Source organism: Paenibacillus alvei DSM 29 (assembly GCF_000293805.1).
GTDB classification, from domain to species: domain Bacteria; phylum Bacillota; class Bacilli; order Paenibacillales; family Paenibacillaceae; genus Paenibacillus_B; species Paenibacillus_B alvei.
Map to the genome: position 1 here is coordinate 359,679 of NZ_AMBZ01000004.1, position 18,313 is coordinate 377,991.

The following is an 18,313-nucleotide window of genomic DNA, read 5'->3' on the forward strand; positions in this document are numbered from 1 at the left end:
GGCACTTATTACGTGAATGCTATCAAAGCGGCATTCGGCCGAAAGAATGTTCGAGATTCGTATTTTCATAAATGGGCGAAGAAAGCTGTAAAGCCGCTCTTAAGCGGTATAATTGCAATTATTGTAGTCATTTCTGGAATCCCGCTATACCCTGGAGACCAAATGGGTCAGGCTCATGCCGCGACGATTAACGCATCGATTAACCCATCGAAGTTTAACTTGGTCTATAGCGGGAAAACGGAAATAGCATGGAACTATCAGGATCGATCTCACAGCACAACATTGGAAATATGTAAGGTGAAGCCAATTAAGCTGCCTCCCCCTCCTAAGGGAGCAGAACCGCCTACTCCATATTCCCGTACAACGTTGGAGCAAATTCGAACGGTTCCAGATACCGGACAGAAAAGTTATAAGGAGAGCTGGAACGGATATGTGAACAATAAGCCGCTTTCAGCCACGAACGAATCTTATACGATATGCGTTGTTCCGAGCGGAGCAGAGAAATATTTTTCTTTTGCTAATGTGACGATCGATAACCCTGTTCCTCCAAAACCTGCTCACCTGCAAGTTTTGCCTAACTTGGACTCGACGTCCCACATCATTCGAGGGGTTGCTGAGCGCGGGACAAAGGTGCGTTTGTCGATTCAGTACACGAAACGAGAGAAAAATGGCAACAAGTATGATCAGGTACGCGGTGATACAGTAACCTACGAAGTCAATGTGCCGTTCGATGACAATGGGAAGAACGACGGCTCGCACTTGACATGGTCGAAGGATTTTGATTACAGCACATACTTCACGGACTTTCCGGAAAGAGATGATAACAAGCCAGCTAAATACGTGCGGGAGTGGCAGCTTCCGATTGAGCTGAAAGAATATGAACTAGCAGACATTACGGCTACTACCGAAAGATTGCCAAGCAATCCGTTCTATAATACGAACAACCCTGCTTCGAATCAATCTGCCTTGACGGACAGTTCCGGCATTTTTGATGTGCGAGGTTATTCGGATTTACGTGTCGAGCGTTTTGTGGCACCGGCCTGGGACGTTAGCTGGGGTGCACTGGCAGGGTATTATTATAAAGCAACAAGCATCGCCATGATGGATAAGAAAATTGTAGAGATGGCGAATGACAATCTTATTCCTCTAGGGATCTGTAAGGAAAATGTGGTTTGCCCACAGAGAATGGAGAAAGGCTGGAACCTTATTCTTCAGGATCATCCGGTTAATCAACAACACGACTTGCAATTGTCAGGGAATATTTTAGAGCAATTTTTAGGTGATTTAACACCTGAAGCTATTGCGAAACGCGGTAATTTTCCTAACCCGTCCTGGTGGGATCCAATCAACTTGGCAACGGGCAACTTCGATTTCAGGCATACGAACATGTCGTTGCAAGCAGTCATGCCGCTCGATTTCGCGGTAACGTACCATAGCCGGGACGACTATAACGGATCTATCGGATACGGGTGGCACCATTCCTGGGAATGGCGTGTAGAACGTGAAGATCAGACGATCGTGAATGTTGTTACGCCAGAGGGGGCCAAATACACCTATAAGCCGACAAGCGACGGCCATTACCGTACGCCTGATGGGACTTACAATACGCTCATCAAGCAGGCCGATGGCACGTATCTCATGGAGACGCCTCGGAATTGGAAATATATTTTCCGTCAAGACGGACGGCTCTATTCGATCACAGACCATAACGGCAACCAGACCCAACTGACTTACCAAAATACCGTATTGCAGAAAGTAGAGACAGTTGGAGCTTCGATGACGTTCAATTACGGTCCGGGAGGAAAAATCGCAACCGTAACCGACCAAACGGGGCGTCAAGTCAAGTATGGGTACGATGAAGACACGCATGACCTAATCTCGATCGAGTTGCCTGACGGCGCTGTGATTCGCTTCAAATATGATGATAAGCACCGGATGACCGAGATGACGAACCCAGAGGGGAATTCCACACTCGTTAATACATACGACGATAATGGGCGGGTTATCCGACAAAAAGATTTTAACGGAAATACTGGAACAGTTCGATATCTCTTGAATGAACGGAAGACCATCACGACCGATCCGCTTGGTCAAGAGAAAACGTTCGAATACGATGATCGGTATCGTCAGACCGCTATTCATTATCCGGATGGTACGGTTGAACGATTTGCCTACGACAGAAACGACAACATGACCATTCATGTAGACAGGAAAGGAAACAACTGGCAATACGAGTATGACGAAAAAGGAAATTTGACGAAGACAATCGATCCTTTACAACATACGACTGTCACCACCTACAACAGATTCAACATGCCAGAGACGATTACAGATACGCTTGGCAACGTCACAACAATTTCCTACGACCAACATGGGAATATGATCGGCATGACAGATGCGCTCGGACAGCAGTCGGTCATTACTCGGGATACGGACGGCATGCCGAACGGTATTGTGAATGAGCAAGGGGAGAAGGTCGAGCTGCGAAATGATCCTGCGGGCTTCGCGGAATATGTGACGGATCCGGCAGGGTTTAAGCAGCGCTTGCTTCGCGATGGTCTCCACCGTGTGAAAGAACAGATCGATCCGTTAGGCCAAATCACCAAAGTAGAATACGACCAACGGGATCGCGTCAAAACGCGGATCGATGCACTTGGGAATCGCGAGCAATTTGGCTACGACAAGGACAGCAACCTGATTTCGTACACGGATGCATCCGGTTCCAAGACAACCATGACGTACGCCTTCAATAAAGTGCATACGGTAACCGATCATCTAGGTAATCAATCGACGTATGAATATGACCAGCTCGGCCGGGTAAAGCGGAGAATTGCGCCAAATGGGGCCGTGACAACGTATAGCTATAACGATAAAACCCGGACCGAGACGATGACGGAGCATTATACGGACGAACATGGCGTGAAGCGCGCTTACGTAACGGAGTATCGATTCGATGCGAATGGCAACTTGGAATGGCAGAAAAATCCGAACGGTGGCATCACCCAAATTCAGTATGATGAGCGCAACCTGCCCACGCAGGTAACAGACCCTGAAGGCGCGGTGACCGTCTATGCGCATGATGCGCTCGGACGCCTGACACAAGAAACCGACCCACTTGGGGCAACGACGGCGTATACATACGACAAACTCAACCGACTGACTACGGTTACCGATGCGCTTGGGCAAGAAACCAAGTTTGAGTATGATAAAGTCGGGCGTTTGAAACAGACGGTTAAGCCTAGCGGAGCGATCTGGAGAATGGGATATGATGCTCGCGGGCTTTTGACGGAAATCATCGATCCGATGGGCAGCGTGACGACAATTCAGCTGGATGAGCTTGGCCGCGCTGTTGCATCCAAAGACGCCATGGGCGCAGAGACAAGATATAGCTACGACGCACTCGGACGGATCACTTCGATTACCGATCCGTTGGGTAATACGACGAAGCAAGAATACGATGCAGTCGGACGGCTGCTCAAGAAAATAGATGCGAAGAGTCACGAGACTTCATACAGCTACGACGCCTTGGGGCAACTCAAGAAAGTAACCAATGCGCTGGGCGAGGAAACGACCTATAGCTATGATACATTAGGAAATCTTTCTAAAAAAACAACAGGCTCCGGTGCAAAAACGCAATGGACGTACGATCTGCTGGGCCGTCTTACGCAAGAAACGAATCCGAACGGCGAAACGGAGCAGTACCGCTATAGCCCAACGACAGCAGAGCTAGCAGAGAAGAGAGATGGGCTTGGTCGCACCACAACCTATTCGTTCGATAAACGAGGTGCGGTTACAGGAATAAGGCTGCCGGACGGCGAAATACTGAGTTACCGCTATGACGGTCGAGGGCAACTCGTGGGGGCCGACACTTTGCATGATAAGAAGTCGCTTTCCTACGACGCATTAGGCCGCGTCACAAGCATCCATAATGAAACGTGGAACAAAGCAGTTCAATTCGCCTATGATGCTGTCGGTAATCGGACAGCCGTAACCGATCCAGAAAAACGAACCATAACGTATACGTACGATGTACTGAACCGACTCACGTCGATGACGGACCCGGATGATTTTACTACGAAGTTTGCGTACGACAAGTTAGGTGCGCTAACCAGCATCGAGCGTCCGAACGGCATCAACACCACGTATACCTACAATGCCAACCATTGGATGACGGGCCTTGAGAATCGCGGGAACTTTACACACAATTCGTTCACGTACCAATATGACAAGGTCGGCAACAAAAAATCTCAAGTCGAAGAAGACGGAGCTCGAACGACCTACGCCTACGATCCGCTGGACCGAGTGTCGAAAGTTGAATATCCACAAGCGAAGAACGCGGAAATTTTGAAAATCTACGATCTGCCGTTCAAGAAAGCGTATCGCAACTGGTCGCCCTACTCGTATCGCAACGCGATGGTGACTCCGTCCCAAACGGTCGAGTACACCTACGACAAAGACGGCAACCGCCTGACGATGAGAGAAGACGGCAAGACGACAACCTATAAGTACGACCCTGCAGGACGCATGATCCAAGCGGGCAAAGAACAATTCAAGTACGATGCTAACGGCAACCTGATCGAGCAAATCGGAGGCAAGCAAGGTCATGTCACGTACAGCTATACAGGCTACGATAAGCTGAAAAGCGTGCAGTATGACGACCGATCCAAAGTCGAATACGAATATGACGCTTTCTTGGATAAGATTGCCCGTACCGAATCCTTAATCGACCCACGCCAGCAGGCGGGGCGAGAAGAAGCTCTGACCAAGCAGCGCATGTACTACCTGAACGATGGACTGAACGTGATGAAGGAATACGGGGAGAATCTGGAGACTATCGCACAGTATTATGAAGCGAATGGTCAGATCATATCCAGAAGAGCGTTCCAATATACAGGCCGGGACAACATTGACGTGCCGTTGAACAAGCGGAGCCGACCGCAGGTGCGCGGCATGCTGCGCGGCGATATGACGTACTACTTGAACGATCAACTGGGCTCGGTGACCCATATCACGGATCGCACGGGCGAGACACTGGAGCAATATCGCTACGATGCTTTCGGAAGCCTGATGACTCCGATTACGCCTGAGTACAACACGATCGGCTATACTGGCCAGATTCTCGATCCGAAGACAGGGTTGATGGACTATAACGCCCGTTGGTACAACCCGAACATAGGACGGTTTACTACAGAGGATACGTATGAAGGGGATCTAGGAAGCCCTTTAAGTTTGAATTTGTACACGTATGTAAAAAATAACCCTTTAAAATATCTCGATCCAACAGGTCATTTTGAATTTTCTGTTGGAGATAAAGAAGCGCTACTTAGGTATCAATCTGTCTTTTCTGTTGGGCAAAAAGAAAAGAATCTGCTTATAATGCAATCTGCCCATGACGCAGCAAATTATCTTAGACTGAATTACGAATCTAGGGTAGACAGAACAAACTTCTTTAAAGATGGAATAGTCTATAAATCTCTTACGAAAGATATGTACAATGAGCTGTTGTTTGGTAATGCTAAAGAAGTACCATTACTAGATGACCCACTATTCTATGTTTTTGATGGTACTTTTGCACTTGCCTACAAAGGTGCAGTTAAATTAGCTGCAAAGACAATGGGTAAGAAAAGTGTTGAACAGACTACAGAGTATTTACTTAAATTGGATTTACAGTTGTTCGGTAAAGATCTCTATAAAGGTTTATCTAAGAAGATATTTGATGGCAAAAGGGTTAAAATTGAACTTTTCGAAAATGGAAAATATAAGGGATGGAAGCTTAGTAGAGATACTGGACTCAATAGTGGTGGGGGTTCTCATGGAGGATCTTATTGGAAATTGTTTAATCGTGAAGGAGAAAGATGGACGCTTACTGTTGATGGAAAAGTTTTAAGAAGATAATAAACAAATTAAAGGTGATTACAGGTATGAGAGTATGTAGTGAACTAGAAAAGCAGCAAATAAATAACTTGTATACAACAGTAAATGTGGAGGAATTGGTAGGTCAAACCATATTTTATAATGGAGTATTGGATATCTTCCCTAAAACACTAACAGAAGCCGAATCAAAGAATATTGATTTTCTTGAATTGTATAAATTACATGAACACAGATATTTGGCATTATTTAGAGACATCTACCAAAAGAATGGTAGCTCAATCTACGTTAGGCCATTTACAACTATCAACACTTCAAATAAATATTTATCAAAAAAGGGTATAGCAAAGGATGAACAGAAGTTTATAAGGCAGTTAAGTAAAAATGAAAATCAACTATTGAAAATCGAGTTTATTGAAGAATTAGATGTGCTAGTAAAGGCAACAATTAGAGAAATAGTGTTGTCAATTTTCTACTTGGAAGATATGTTTGTAATAGGAAATTATGATTTATCTCTCCCCGTTTCCTCTTTGACAGAAGAAACATTAATTTTCACGGGTAACCTTGCAAAGGAGCATGGGCTATATTTACGACGTTAAAATTGAATAAGATTGCCTGAGGTGAGTAGACCGTTCCTTTTTTAAGGACGGTCTATTAATTTTAAGATTATCTTTATGCTAAATGTAAGGAATCAAGAGTATTTTTCAAACCTATACGTCGTGTGGTTATGAATCGGGCGGCATGTCCCGAAAGAACTAACCCTCATCAACCCCGTATGATATTTTTCTTATACGGTTGTGCGTACATATAAGTGTTGAATAATATCCACCCTTTATGGCAAACCTCCTTCATTGTCATAACTCCGAAATCTTCAGATACCACCGTGTTTTGATGTAAATAGCATATCTTCGCTTTCTCACGGTTTTTCCGAAATAAATTGAAGTCGAAGAGTATTCAAGAGAGATTGATAGAATTATCGTTAAACGAAGAGTGGCATAATTTCTTATGTCCCTTTCAACAGAATATGTACTACATTCCGCTTCCTCATATGATTAGAAAGTGTTATGGACTAAGTATAAATGAGCGGAAAGTATTGCTTGACATTCTATGTATTTAGGAAAAAACGAGGAAGCATTCTCCTCCTTAGAAACAATTGCTTGTAACTTAGGCATTAGTGAGTCTACCGTAAAATCTGCTATTACTTCGCTTGAGGAGAAAAGATTCATAAAGACAGTTTGACACCACAGAGTCAGAATCGATATTTATATGTGCATAATAATCCGTTGATTTATGTGGATCCGAGTGGGAAAATAGTGGAGAGCGATAAGGTTCTTCCTAGAGAAACAATGAAAAAATCGAAACTTTAACTGATGGATGGAATGATTTACAGAGTCAACTACTATCGTTGGATAATAATAAAAATAATTTATGGAAAATAATAAAAATAAAAACTCTTCGGGGTATAATTCACTTTTCGGCTCAGAATATTAGATTTGATTATTTCGGATCAATAGTGGATCCTACTCAAAGAGAAATTGATGCTGCGAGCAGTGCAGGGTACTATTTCGGTAAAAATGTTGATTCAGGGGCAGGGTACAAGGGAAGAGTTGATGCACAAAATGATAGTACTGGGACAAAAAGACATGGTCATATTTTTGGGCCTAAAGGAGAAGAATGGTCACGTGATATTGAGGGGAATATTCACGATAGAAAGAGAAACAGTCCAGGCTCGCCACCTAAATGGGTACAGAAAGAAATGGAGAAGAAATTGAGATATAAATGGAAGGAAGCGGCTCAAAATCCTCCTGCCCCATCTAATAACTTTATAGATAGTAAAGATTTTGAAACTGGAGTAGCTGTAGTTACAGGAAGGTATATCATCTATCGTGGAATTAGGTTGCTACCTTCCTTAGTACCTGTACTATGGCCAACGATCCCAGCTAATTTACTTGCACCATAAGGGGAGGAATAAATTGAATATCTCTAGTTTGCAGTTAAATAACCCTATATCGGGAATATTCAGTAACGAAAGCATTAACATTCTAACTAGCTTGAAAGATAATATATTTTATTCAAAGATGAAAATGAAGGAATATGATTTTAATGGTAATTTTATCCCGAAAGTTGAGGATAGAATACAAATATCTTCTATTTGGATGTATGATATTAAGAATGAAGTAAGCAAAGAAATCATTCAGTTTGGTAATTTTGACATAAATGATGTGTATGTTACGGGAAACTATCTTTATTTTGTAAAGATTATTGATGCGGATCAAGATGGAATACTCAGTGAGGTAGATTATGGTAAGGGGGAAATGTGGAGGGTTCACCTACCTACTTTAAAGGTAGATTACTGTTTCAAGATACAACCATATAATTTTCATCGGTTTTTAACAGCAAATGATGATTATATCGTCTTTATATCTGAAGATAGACTTCCTTATGTTACAGAAATTGTGTTTTATAGTATTAAATCCCAAAAATTCTCTGTATTAAATAATTATTATGAGAGAGATTGGTATGATTTCAGGATAGTAAATCATTGCGATGGTGAGCCGGACTATTTTATTTTTAAAAGAGAAGTAGATGTACACTCAAAAACTGAGACATCTATTGTAAATGTAATTCATTGGTTGGATTTAATATCACAACTACAATGGGCATAATAATCTAAGGGAACGTTAAAAAGTTCGTTGTTCCTGGGATGTCTTCTTTATTTGCTATGAGTTCTTTGGATACGAATCATTCCTCTTGTTGTCTCCGAATTTCATGAAAGTATAGTTGCTTTCCAGAACTTGCTTAATTAGGCTCTTCGCTATATTGCGTGGTTAAAGGCACGTTTGCTAGGCTAATAGAACGATTTGACATGAGCCTCTGCAGGCACGATTACTCGTGAATGCCGCGAAGCATAAGGACTTCGCGATGCTAACCAGCTTATCATGCCCGCCTCTCCATATAAAATCGCAGTTCTTTTATCCCACTTCGAGTAGCGAAGAGACTTTAATTAGCCACAATGCGACTAACCCTCGCTGAAGTGAGCCCATAAAGTTAAACAGGTTATATCATTAGGCGACTGGTTGGGCATGAGTTCGGTACTGTACCGGACTCATGCCTTTTAGTTTATGGGCTTTAGCCCGTTGAGTGCGTGAAGCGCACGAAACAAAAAACCACCCGTTATGCTGTGTGAACTGTAACCCGTAAGATGGACACTTGAAAAAAGTGACCTCTTACGGGTGAAGTGCTCCTGTCAAGTAGACAGTATAAAAAACAAAATAGCTTTGGCACCGACCCTACACTTTGGTTGGTGCCATTTTTTATGTGCTGAACTAAGAAGGTATTGCCTGTAACTCCAATGGCGTCATACAGTTTAGTCTTTTTTGGTATCGATGATTATTGTAGTACTCAATGTATTCCATAATTGCTGTTTCGAGTTCTTCGAACGTATTGAATTTCTTGAGGTGATACATTTCGAATTTCATCTCTCCAGAATGATTCCATTGGCCCATTGTCTATGCACCTGGATAACCTAGGCTATAGGAATAAGGCTGCCACGAATTCCAGCTTTGACGGTCGGGGGCAACTAGTAAGTATCCATAACGAAACGTGGAACAAAGCAGTTCAATTCGCCTACGATGCCGCCGGCAATCGGACAGCAGTAACCGATCCAGAAAAACGAACCATAACGTATACGTACGATGTATTGAACCGACTCACGTCGATGACGGACCCGGATGATTTTACTACGAAGTTTGCGTATGACAAGCTAGGTGCACTAACGAGCATCGAGCGTCCGAATGGCATCAACACTACGTATACCTACAATGCCAACCATTGGATGACGGGCCTTGAGAATCGCGGGGGCTTTACACATAATTCTTTCAAATACGAATATGACAAGGTCGGCAACAAAAAATCTCAAGTTGAAGAAGACGGAGCTCGAACGACCTACGCCTACGATCCGCTGGATCGTGTGTCGAAAGTTGAATATCCGCAAGCGAAGAACGTGGATATTTTGAAAATCTACGATCTGCCGTTCAAGAAAGCGTACCGCAACTGGTCGCCCTACTCGTATCGCAACGCCATGGTGACTCCGTCTCAAACGGTCGAGTACACCTACGACAAAGACGGCAACCACCTGACGATGAGAGAAGACGGCAAGACGACAACCTATAAGTACGACCCTGCAGGTCGCATGATCCAAGCGGGTAAAGAACAATTCAAGTACGATGCTAACGGCAACTTGATCAAGCAAAGTGGAGGCAAGGAAGGTCATGTCACGTACAGCTATACAGGCTACAACAAGCTGAAAAGTGTGCAATATGACGACCGGTCCAAAGTCGAATACGAATATGACGCTTTCTTGGATAAGATTGCCCGTACCGAATCCTTAATCGACCCACGCCAGCAGGCGGGGAAAGAAGAAGCTCTGACCAAGCAGCGCATGTACTACCTGAACGATGGATTGAACGTGATGAAGGAATACAGGGAGAATCTGGAGCCTATCGCACAGTATTATGAAGCGAATGGCCAGATCATATCCAGAAGAGCGTTTCAATATACAGGCCGGGACAACATTGACGTGCCGTTGAACAAGCGGAGCCGACCGCAGGTACGCGGCATGCTGCGCGGCGATATGACGTACTACTTGAACGATCAACTGGGATCGGTGAACCATATCACGGATCGCACGGGCGAGACACTGGAGCAATATCGCTACGATGCTTTCGGAAGCCTGATGACCCCGATTACGCCTGAGTACAACATGATTGGTTATACTGGCCAGATTCTCGATCCGAAGACGGGGTTGATGGACTACAACGCTCGCTGGTACAACCCGAACATAGGGAGGTTTACTACAGAGGATACGTATGAAGGGGAATTGGGAAACCCGCTAACGTTGAATCTGTATACGTATGTGCATAATAATCCACTCATATATATAGATTCTACTGGTCATATGGTAGATAATATCCAATTGAATACGTATCTTCAAATAGCTAGGTCCGAAGGAGTAAATTCAGAAGCATACTGGAAAATTAGATCTATTTTGGGGAGTGAGGTATCAGGATTACCGCAGAATATAGCTGATAATAATAATAGGTTTAAATATTTATTTAGTCTAGCGACAGGTACATACTATGAAAAGGGGAAAAATACCTTAGGTAATGCTCAATGAGCTGAAGGAAAACTGCAAAAGATGTTTGAATTAGATGCAGAATTGGATTCGGTAATTGAAAATTTACCAAGTATGATGCTTAGTACAGCTGGAGGACGTATAAAAGGGGTAAGGAGTATTATTAATAGAACTCCAAATCTTGTTAAGGCTGCTGAAAAGATGGGCAAAGATCCTAAAGTACAGAAAGAGGCAAATGATCTAATTGCAAAATTTTTAGCTGGTAATAAAAATCCAGGTCTACGAACCGGAACGAAAAATTTATTTAAAGATATTAGTTACTTACGAGGGGAAAAAGGAGCAAGAGTTTTCTTTAGAATGGAAAAGGATGAAATGGTGATTCTAGCTAAAGCAAATAAGCATAATGAACAGACAGTAATTGATATACTGACAGATCTTTATAAATAGTAAAGGAGACTGATATGGAAATAAAAGGTATAAATTATCCAGTTCCGTTAAGTGAAGTTAAAGACATTTTTAATGATAATATTGATGTTTTTGTTAAGTTGGAAGATGGAATTAGTTATAGTGTGGTAGTAACTACGCCAATGAATATTTTAGAATATATGAAAATTAATGATCTAGAGTACATTCCTGCATCTCATCCAAAAATAATCGTTAAAAGTTTGACGGAAGAAAATATTTATGAAGCAATCAAAAGTTACTCGGAAGAAAATGCCTTCTGGTTAAAATTATTATATATAACTGGAGGTGGAGAATCTTCGCTCGATATTGAATACATCAATAATGTAATCGCAGAAATTGAAAAATCAAATGAAGAAATACTTCAAGCGTTTAACGAGGAAGAATAAAGACCGCATTTAGTATTTTGAAACCAAGTAAATTCGACAGTCTTGTTCTTTTTGATGAGGGTTATCAGTTGTGTAGAGTTATATCAGCGGGATAACCGCAGCTCCCTGCAAAGCGATCAGGTACCGAACATTTAGAGAACAAGCTACGCATACTACAGCCATAACCGTCTGACCCAAGTGACGACGGAAGAAGGATTGCTTTCTCAAGAAAGAGATTGCTAGGGTTGAAAATCGAAATCGAGCAGTTGATGGGACAACTTGGCTTTCAGCTTGAATCCATGACAGGGATAGATCTTATGACCATAGCGGAACTAGTGGCAGAGATTGATATTCATCGTTTTCCAACAGGAGATAAGTTGGCTCGATTTTCTGGTATTGCTCCAATAGTGGTTGGTTCAGGAAATAAGTCAAAAGTAAGCAAGTTAACCAAGAGTTGCATGACATCATCAAAAGCCTTGCTATCCGTCAGATCGCCGTTACTCGCACTAAAAGAGTGCCGAGGAATCCCTATTTTCATGCTTACTATTTACAGCGGATATCCGAGGGGAAAACGAAGCAGCAAGCCATTACGAGGAAGTTGATAATATCATCTATGCAATGATGAAGGAGAGATCAGCTTATGAGATATCGACGATTCCGAGAGAGCAAGTAGGATGATATAATTGGTGGTAATTGGTTGAGAGAGCCAGTTGCCACCTTCTTTATTCTAAGTTCCGTTTTATAAACTAGGATACGTATATGGGGCAGATTGATGATCCGCTAAGTTTAAATCTTTATACGTATGTACAGAATAATCCGTTGAAGTGGATTGACCCAAGTGGTCATGTGAAAGGATCTGTAGTTGATTATTTAGAAGGTATAGGGAGGGGCTCTTCCTTTGATACAAGAGCCGAATTAGCTCTTCAATATGGAATTGTGGATAGGCTTTCGCAGTATACGGGTACAGCTACACAAAACGCTAAATTGTTGAGTGTATTAAAATCTGATTTTGGAGACAAGTACGATGATCAATGGGATGACTTGTATGATAGAAATATAACTGAAAGAGGTAGAGGATCTGAAGCTAAAAAGAGAGAATAGAAGCAGATTGATCAGGCATTTGGTAAACGAGGATCTAAGGAGAGAGAACGAAGATCAAAAGAAGGTGGAAGAAACGATAGTAACAAAAGTTGGGGCGAGTTAAAAAAGGAAATTATGCAACAGTATACGGGCCACCGAAACCACAGAACTATTTTCAATCAACAGATACTGCCGAAAAAGTAGCAAAGGGAGTTAGTACAGGGGTTGCAATTTACTGGATTATCTCGGAAGGTACTAGACTATTTCCGCCAAGAAATCTTATTCCAATTCCGTGAAAAAGAGGGTAATCCACTCCACTTCAACAAAATTTGAAATTTAGAAGGTGATGCAATCTATGAAAGATTTTGATGAATTATTTGAGAAAGCTGAAATTAACTATGAAGAAGGTAATTATCAGTCTGCTCTTATTCTTTTTAAGGAAGCACTTACTGTAAGTTATTCTGGTGATTGTTTAAATTATATCGCGTGCTGTTATTTGAATTTAGGTGAATTAGTTAAGGCCAAAAGTATATTACAGGACTTAAATACGAAGAATCCACTTTGGGAAAGACCGTTTATTAATCTTGGGAGGGTGAATTTAAAACTAGGGAATACTGAGGAAGCATTAAAGTCTTTTGAAACTGCTGTTAAAGTTGAACCTGATAGTGAGGATGCATACTTTTATCTTGGAGTGTATTATTTTCAGGAAAGAAATTACATACAAGCCATAAAATGTTATGAAAAATCCTTGTCTATTGATAGTGAGCAAGCTGAAGCTCACTTAAATTTAGGATTGTGTCATCTTAAATTACATGTGTTTGATAAAGCTCTATATGAATTTAAACAGGCCTACTTATTAGACACTGAGTGCATGTATGCAATTTATAATCAGGGAATAACATATTATTTAATGGGTAATTACAAGGAAGCGTTAGATAATTATCTCAAGGCATACGATGATATGACTGATGATATAGATGTTCTGTATGATATCGCTCATTGCTATTATAAACTAAATGACTTCGAAAACTCTATTAATTGGGGACAGAAAGTGTTGAATATCGATCCTGCGCATTCTTACGCGAATAAGTTAGTTTCAAATGTTAAATTGTTAATTATCAATAAAGGAGATTAAGTAGAGAATAAACAATTCAAACCACATGTGAGTGAAAAACTGAAGTGAGCCCAAAAAGTTAGACGATATAGTTAAGCGACTTCTACGGCATGAGTCCGGTATTGTACGGGGCTCATGCCTTTTAGTTTCTCCTTGATCCGTCTGTGATTATAGTATCTCATGTATTCATCCAGCTCTTGTTTGAACTGTTCAATACGTTCAAACTCCTGTGTGTAGATGAACTCAGACTTTATTTTGCCAAAGAGGTTTTCCATGACTGCATTGTCGTAACAGTTTCCTTTGCGTGAAATACTTTGCGTTATTCTAAGTTCCTTCAATGTCTTCTGAAAATGATGCATTTGGTAATGCCAGCCCCGATCGGAGTGAACAAGCAAAGTATCTTCGTCATCCAATCGTTCAAATGCCTCCGACCAGCATATTGGAAACAAGAGAGTAGACGGGGCGGGATTCAATTGTATACGACGGATTGTAATATGAAGTGCGACAGTTACCATTAATTAAAAAAATGGCTCATGAAAATGAACTGGGATACGCAACACAATGTATTTGTCCTTGTTGTGGCTTTCAATCAGGTTTTCATGATGATGCTATGGATGAACCAATGACTATTGAAAAATACAGGGATTTATGGATTAGCGAGGGTGCGAAATGGTTTAGCAATAGTAGAAATAAACTACAAAATTGGAGTTTAAAGGAACAGATTAAAAGCAAATATTTCGATATAAACAAAAACTTTTGACCTTGGGATGATAAAGTGCTCCCTGTCAAGTAGACAGTATAAAAACAAAAAGTTTGGATTACTATACGGTCATCGATGTAACAAAAAACTAAATGGTGTTATGTTGAATTATGAATATATGTATACTGAGGAAAGCAGCTACCTTGGGTCAAAAACCTGGATCTTTTTTACGATATTGTAAAGGGACATGCAGAGTTGGATTTAAAAAGTCTACCGGATTGGCAACATTCTCATTTCATTTATGCTGGCGAAGTTATTGACAATGTTAAACCAATTGATGCATTATATGTATAATTTGGGGTGTTATTCCATTACTAGAGCGGTTTTGAAATCTGGTGCTGGATATGCGCAAGTAAAGGCAGGTACATCGGATATTCGTTATTTCAGTTCATATGGAGATGACCCAAGAGACCAAGCAAGAATAGTACAAGGAATAAGCATTTATAATAAGTGGCACAAGAAATAAACCTTTGGGATATTGGTGGTGTTTCTTTGAAAAGACTTGTCATTGGAGTGTTACTGATAATATTATTCTCTGGTTGTTCCAGTAACCTATGTACAAATGAAGTAGTCAAAATGATTGAATCCCCAGATCACACGTATGTAGCTTACCTTTTCAAGAGAGATTGTGGAGCGACAACAAAAGAAAGTTATCAATTATCAATTCTAAAAAAGGAACAGAATTAGGTAATGAAGAAGGGAATGTTTATATCTCATACGGTGATTTTAACATCGAGTGGAGTAAGAGTTGTGAGCTTACAGTTGAGTACTGGTCGAGTGATGTTTTCAAAAATAAGTCAGCATATAAAAATGTAAAAATAAATTACAAATACAAAAAAGTTAATGTAGTTTATCCAAACCACAAACGAGACTAACCTCTGAACTGTAACCCCATTTATGGACAGTATTATAAGACAGTTAACATAGTCTTAAGCAGTTAGAAGGTGGCTTCTGAATTCATCAGGAGTCATCTATTAGTAGCGTTCAGAATTGTAGTAGGTCATGTACTCATTGACTCGTGGACGCAGCTCTTTAAGACATTTACAGTCCTTGTAGTTAAGCTCATCCTTCATATAGCCAAAGAACGTCTCCATGGACGCATTATCCCAGCAGTTTCCCTTACGAGATATCGACTGTTTAAATCCAGCTTTGGCGATAAGGAGGTGGGTTTTAGGGTGCGTGCGTATAGTGCATACCTTGGTCGGAATGGAAGATGGTGTCGGGATGAATATTGCCGTCCAGTCGTTTGAGTAAGCGAGTTATTGTCATGTTCAACCAAGGATAACTCCAATGTAGAAGAGAGATAGTGCGCCAAAATCTGCTTCGTAGCACCATCCTTCATACAAGAAAGATACGCACACTGACCACTGCCATAGCGTATGTATATGATGTCTGTAAGGAAGACTTTCTCTGGTTCTCCTTGATCAAACTGACGCTCGAAGATTGGGACATGTATGATGTCCCTGAGTCGCTTTAGCCATCTTGCGATAGGGATTGCTTGACGGTAGTTGGCGAGCCTCTTCAGCGCTGCACCAACGGTAATAGCTGCTTGTACTTACTTCGGCAATCTGACATAGATAACGTGTTACTCATTGTAAATCATGCTTTCGAATTGTTTGATTAATGAGTTGAAAGCGCTCGGAAGGGGTCAACTCCTTACTGTTTCTCCTTTCGAGCGCTTCTAGCTTTTTTAAAAGCTCGTTCTCCGCTTTGAGGAGTTTAATCCGAGCTTCTGCTTGTTTCAGTTTCTCTTCTGCTGATGATTCCGTTTTTGATCGTCTGCCCGTACTTCCTATGCATCTGCGCTCTTCTAGTAAGCCAGCCTCACCGTACTTAGCGTAGGTCTCCCTCCAAAGATAGAGGCTCTTAGTAGGTGTTCTCTGAACGATGAGTCCGATACTAAAGCCTGCTTTCAAGAAAATCTCCATTGGTTACTCTCCTGGTGGTTAACTTGCACTGCTGCTAGCTTAAAGGCTGGAACATACGAGATATTCCTCCCCGGTACGCGGCTTCCGTTCGGATTGGACTCCAACAGCCTGATCTCCGTTTCAGTAAATCCTGTTCTAGTTTTTCTCATGATGTTCATTCCCCGTGTATTCTCGATAGTATGATTAAAACACAAAACCCGTAAGAGGTCACTTTTTTCAAGTGTCCATCTTACGGGTTACAGTTCACTCAAAAGGAGGTGCAGAAGCAGCGGCCAATGCAATTGTCACAAACAAAAATGCTATATTATTTAATCCAGACAAGTTAAGCACTTCTATGAATACTAAAGTGGGTCTTTATTTTCAGGTGTATACTGCAAAAACTAATGCATATGTTGTTAATGGAGAAATATTAAATGAACTTTTTGGTGAAGTTGATACTCCAGGTGGAGAGTGTATTATTTACGTAACCAGTATCCAATAGGTAAGTGAGGCATTTGGAATATTAGGAAAAATATAGAAAATTCAATTGAGAATCATTCTATGGGTTCAGTAATAAATGCATTAAAGGAAAGAAATAAATGAAAAAAACACAAGTTATTCTAATCATATCAGTTGCTTTAGTGATCTGTATTGTAGCTCTACCGTGGATTCTAATATATGTTGGACTGCAACTTCAACCAGATCCTCCTCGTCCAGAAATCACCTATGGTGAATTTCCTTTCAAGTTAGTCTATGAAATAAATGGGGAAAGAAAGGTTATTCAAGATACGGTCATTTGTGAGTATGATGGGGTTGGAATGGATGAAGGGCAAGGTAAGCATAGAAAATGGAAGCAGCGGTATGTAAGTGGAAATAAAAATATTACTTTGTTGAAAATTAATAACAACAGCGAAATAGTTTACTCAGAAGGAAGTGCAAATTATTATATGGGGGATTTAAAGGAATATAGACAATATAATCCCTTGTTCCCTAATGCAATAATCATAGAGAAGGATATTGGAAGCACTAGGGTAATTCGATCGGATGAATTGTTTGAAAAATATCATATTAAACTAATAAGCTGGGAGTCAAGTCCACCAATCAAGAATACATTTATTGAATCCGCAAAGTAAATATTATTTAAGTTAAGCACACAGCCTATAACTATTTCGATAAAACGGTTATAGGCTGTTATCCGTTGCCCGGCCTTTACCATCCATTGAGACCTTCACTCCTGCTTGCCTCTCGTACTTCTTTCTCACTTTGTCGACTTCACTCTTCTTCACTCGTCTTCTTCTCAAAAACCGTGGTAGCACGCTCTAGAAACTCCGACTTCCAGCGGCTAATCATCAAGGAGCTAGGCTCATATTTAGCAGCAATCTCATTCACGGTCTGCTCCTCAGGGAGCACCTCCAGCACGACCTTTGTTTTAAACTCTGCGGTATATTGGTTTTGTTTTTCCATGGTTTCATTATAACTTATTTTTTCCCCTCCCGTGTCTCAACCTATAGGAGCATTATAAATAATGCAGTTGTATTAATGACAGCTAGTATAGGGAATATTTTGAATGCGAAGGAAACTACATCACCTCCAGAGATTAATTATACATTTATCTTT

17 protein-coding genes and 2 pseudogenes are annotated in these 18,313 nt (G+C 41.2%); 14 read left to right on the forward strand and 5 right to left on the reverse strand.

All coding sequences use genetic code 11. The features are described from left to right. Positions 1–12: 12 nt before the first annotated feature. From PAV_RS15395 to PAV_RS15410, 5 genes are all read left to right on the forward strand, one after another. Positions 13–5,895, forward strand: a complete 5,883-nt coding sequence (locus PAV_RS15395; RefSeq protein ID WP_005547768.1) for an RHS repeat-associated core domain-containing protein — start codon at positions 13–15, stop codon at positions 5,893–5,895. Between the two features lie 26 nt (positions 5,896–5,921). Next, positions 5,922–6,470, forward strand: a complete 549-nt coding sequence (locus PAV_RS15400; RefSeq protein WP_005547770.1) for a hypothetical protein — start codon at positions 5,922–5,924, stop codon at positions 6,468–6,470. Between the two features lie 508 nt (positions 6,471–6,978). Next, a complete protein-coding gene (locus PAV_RS37625; protein ID WP_081505752.1) occupies positions 6,979–7,110 on the forward strand; it encodes a helix-turn-helix domain-containing protein in 132 nt (43 codons plus the stop codon). A gap of 166 nt (positions 7,111–7,276) precedes the next feature. After that, on the forward strand, positions 7,277–7,831 hold the full coding sequence (locus PAV_RS34210) for a hypothetical protein (RefSeq protein WP_040735992.1): 555 nt from the start codon (positions 7,277–7,279) through the stop codon (positions 7,829–7,831). A 13-nt stretch (positions 7,832–7,844) separates the two neighbouring features. Continuing rightward, complete coding sequence (locus PAV_RS15410) at positions 7,845–8,537, forward strand: hypothetical protein (RefSeq protein ID WP_005547774.1); 693 nt, start codon at positions 7,845–7,847, stop codon at positions 8,535–8,537. Positions 8,538–9,197: 660 nt separating this feature from the next. On the opposite strand, the gene PAV_RS37630 is transcribed toward PAV_RS15410, so the two are convergent. After that, a complete protein-coding gene (locus tag PAV_RS37630) occupies positions 9,198–9,377 on the reverse strand; it encodes an IS3 family transposase (RefSeq protein WP_040735994.1) in 180 nt (59 codons plus the stop codon). Between the two features lie 5 nt (positions 9,378–9,382). Here PAV_RS37630 and PAV_RS15420 point away from each other — a divergent pair, with 5 nt between their 5' ends. The 6 genes and pseudogenes from PAV_RS15420 (at position 9,383) to PAV_RS15445 (ending at position 14,050) form a co-directional block, all read left to right on the forward strand. Next, positions 9,383–11,047 carry an RHS repeat domain-containing protein gene (locus PAV_RS15420; RefSeq protein ID WP_005547776.1) on the forward strand — a complete coding sequence of 555 codons (1,665 nt, stop codon included), beginning with the start codon at positions 9,383–9,385 and terminating at the stop codon, positions 11,045–11,047. Between the two features lie 21 nt (positions 11,048–11,068). Continuing rightward, positions 11,069–11,452, forward strand: coding sequence for a hypothetical protein (locus PAV_RS15425; protein WP_005547778.1), 384 nt, complete (start codon positions 11,069–11,071; stop codon positions 11,450–11,452). Between the two features lie 14 nt (positions 11,453–11,466). Continuing rightward, positions 11,467–11,856 carry a hypothetical protein gene (locus PAV_RS15430; RefSeq protein ID WP_005547781.1) on the forward strand — a complete coding sequence of 130 codons (390 nt, stop codon included), beginning with the start codon at positions 11,467–11,469 and terminating at the stop codon, positions 11,854–11,856. 224 nt (positions 11,857–12,080) lie between these two features. Then, positions 12,081–12,437 (forward strand): transposase, encoded by a 357-nt coding sequence (locus tag PAV_RS33465; RefSeq protein ID WP_238555831.1) that lies wholly within the window; start codon positions 12,081–12,083, stop codon positions 12,435–12,437. A 148-nt stretch (positions 12,438–12,585) separates the two neighbouring features. Then, a pseudogene (locus PAV_RS37635) lies at positions 12,586–12,684 on the forward strand (RHS repeat-associated core domain-containing protein); the annotation flags it as partial. A gap of 586 nt (positions 12,685–13,270) precedes the next feature. Continuing rightward, on the forward strand, positions 13,271–14,050 hold the full coding sequence (locus PAV_RS15445; protein ID WP_005547785.1) for a tetratricopeptide repeat protein: 780 nt from the start codon (positions 13,271–13,273) through the stop codon (positions 14,048–14,050). A 71-nt stretch (positions 14,051–14,121) separates the two neighbouring features. Here the strand turns inward: PAV_RS15445 and PAV_RS15450 are convergent. Continuing rightward, positions 14,122–14,512 (reverse strand): annotated as a pseudogene (locus tag PAV_RS15450) (IS3 family transposase); the annotation flags it as partial. A gap of 16 nt (positions 14,513–14,528) precedes the next feature. Between PAV_RS15450 and PAV_RS15455 the strand changes: the two are divergent. Next, the gene (locus PAV_RS15455) at positions 14,529–14,789 is read left to right on the forward strand and encodes a hypothetical protein (RefSeq protein WP_238555832.1); all 261 of its coding nucleotides are present in this window, start codon (positions 14,529–14,531) and stop codon (positions 14,787–14,789) included. Positions 14,790–15,763: 974 nt separating this feature from the next. On the opposite strand, the gene PAV_RS36175 is transcribed toward PAV_RS15455, so the two are convergent. Then, positions 15,764–15,883, reverse strand: a complete 120-nt coding sequence (locus tag PAV_RS36175) for an IS3 family transposase (protein WP_238555833.1) — start codon at positions 15,881–15,883, stop codon at positions 15,764–15,766. A gap of 495 nt (positions 15,884–16,378) precedes the next feature. Continuing rightward, the gene (locus PAV_RS36180) at positions 16,379–16,717 is read right to left on the reverse strand and encodes a hypothetical protein (RefSeq protein ID WP_005547788.1); all 339 of its coding nucleotides are present in this window, start codon (positions 16,715–16,717) and stop codon (positions 16,379–16,381) included. Between the two features lie 220 nt (positions 16,718–16,937). On the opposite strand from PAV_RS36180, the gene PAV_RS15465 reads away from it, so the two are divergent. Next, the gene (locus PAV_RS15465) at positions 16,938–17,198 is read left to right on the forward strand and encodes a hypothetical protein (protein ID WP_005547789.1); all 261 of its coding nucleotides are present in this window, start codon (positions 16,938–16,940) and stop codon (positions 17,196–17,198) included. A 97-nt stretch (positions 17,199–17,295) separates the two neighbouring features. After that, the gene (locus tag PAV_RS15470; RefSeq protein ID WP_005547791.1) at positions 17,296–17,829 is read left to right on the forward strand and encodes a hypothetical protein; all 534 of its coding nucleotides are present in this window, start codon (positions 17,296–17,298) and stop codon (positions 17,827–17,829) included. 139 nt (positions 17,830–17,968) lie between these two features. On the opposite strand, the gene PAV_RS15475 is transcribed toward PAV_RS15470, so the two are convergent. Then, the gene (locus PAV_RS15475) at positions 17,969–18,160 is read right to left on the reverse strand and encodes a transposase (RefSeq protein WP_005547793.1); all 192 of its coding nucleotides are present in this window, start codon (positions 18,158–18,160) and stop codon (positions 17,969–17,971) included. Between the last annotated feature and the right edge of the window lie 153 nt (positions 18,161–18,313).

Bases quoted from the DNA above. Each gene is read 5' to 3' on its own strand.
- PAV_RS15400 (WP_005547770.1), top strand. From the start codon at position 5,922: ATGAGAGTATGTAGTGAACTAGAAAAGCAGCAAATAAATAACTTGTAT.
- PAV_RS37625 (WP_081505752.1), top strand. From the start codon at position 6,979: ATGTATTTAGGAAAAAACGAGGAAGCATTCTCCTCCTTAGAAACAATT.
- PAV_RS37630 (WP_040735994.1), bottom strand. From the start codon at position 9,377: ATGGGCCAATGGAATCATTCTGGAGAGATGAAATTCGAAATGTATCAC.
- PAV_RS15420 (WP_005547776.1), top strand. From the start codon at position 9,383: ATGCACCTGGATAACCTAGGCTATAGGAATAAGGCTGCCACGAATTCC.
- PAV_RS15425 (WP_005547778.1), top strand. From the start codon at position 11,069: ATGTTTGAATTAGATGCAGAATTGGATTCGGTAATTGAAAATTTACCA.
- PAV_RS15430 (WP_005547781.1), top strand. From the start codon at position 11,467: ATGGAAATAAAAGGTATAAATTATCCAGTTCCGTTAAGTGAAGTTAAA.
- PAV_RS15445 (WP_005547785.1), top strand. From the start codon at position 13,271: ATGAAAGATTTTGATGAATTATTTGAGAAAGCTGAAATTAACTATGAA.
- PAV_RS36175 (WP_238555833.1), bottom strand. From the start codon at position 15,883: ATGGAGACGTTCTTTGGCTATATGAAGGATGAGCTTAACTACAAGGAC.
- PAV_RS36180 (WP_005547788.1), bottom strand. From the start codon at position 16,717: ATGGAGATTTTCTTGAAAGCAGGCTTTAGTATCGGACTCATCGTTCAG.
- PAV_RS15470 (WP_005547791.1), top strand. From the start codon at position 17,296: ATGAAAAAAACACAAGTTATTCTAATCATATCAGTTGCTTTAGTGATC.
- PAV_RS15475 (WP_005547793.1), bottom strand. From the start codon at position 18,160: ATGGAAAAACAAAACCAATATACCGCAGAGTTTAAAACAAAGGTCGTG.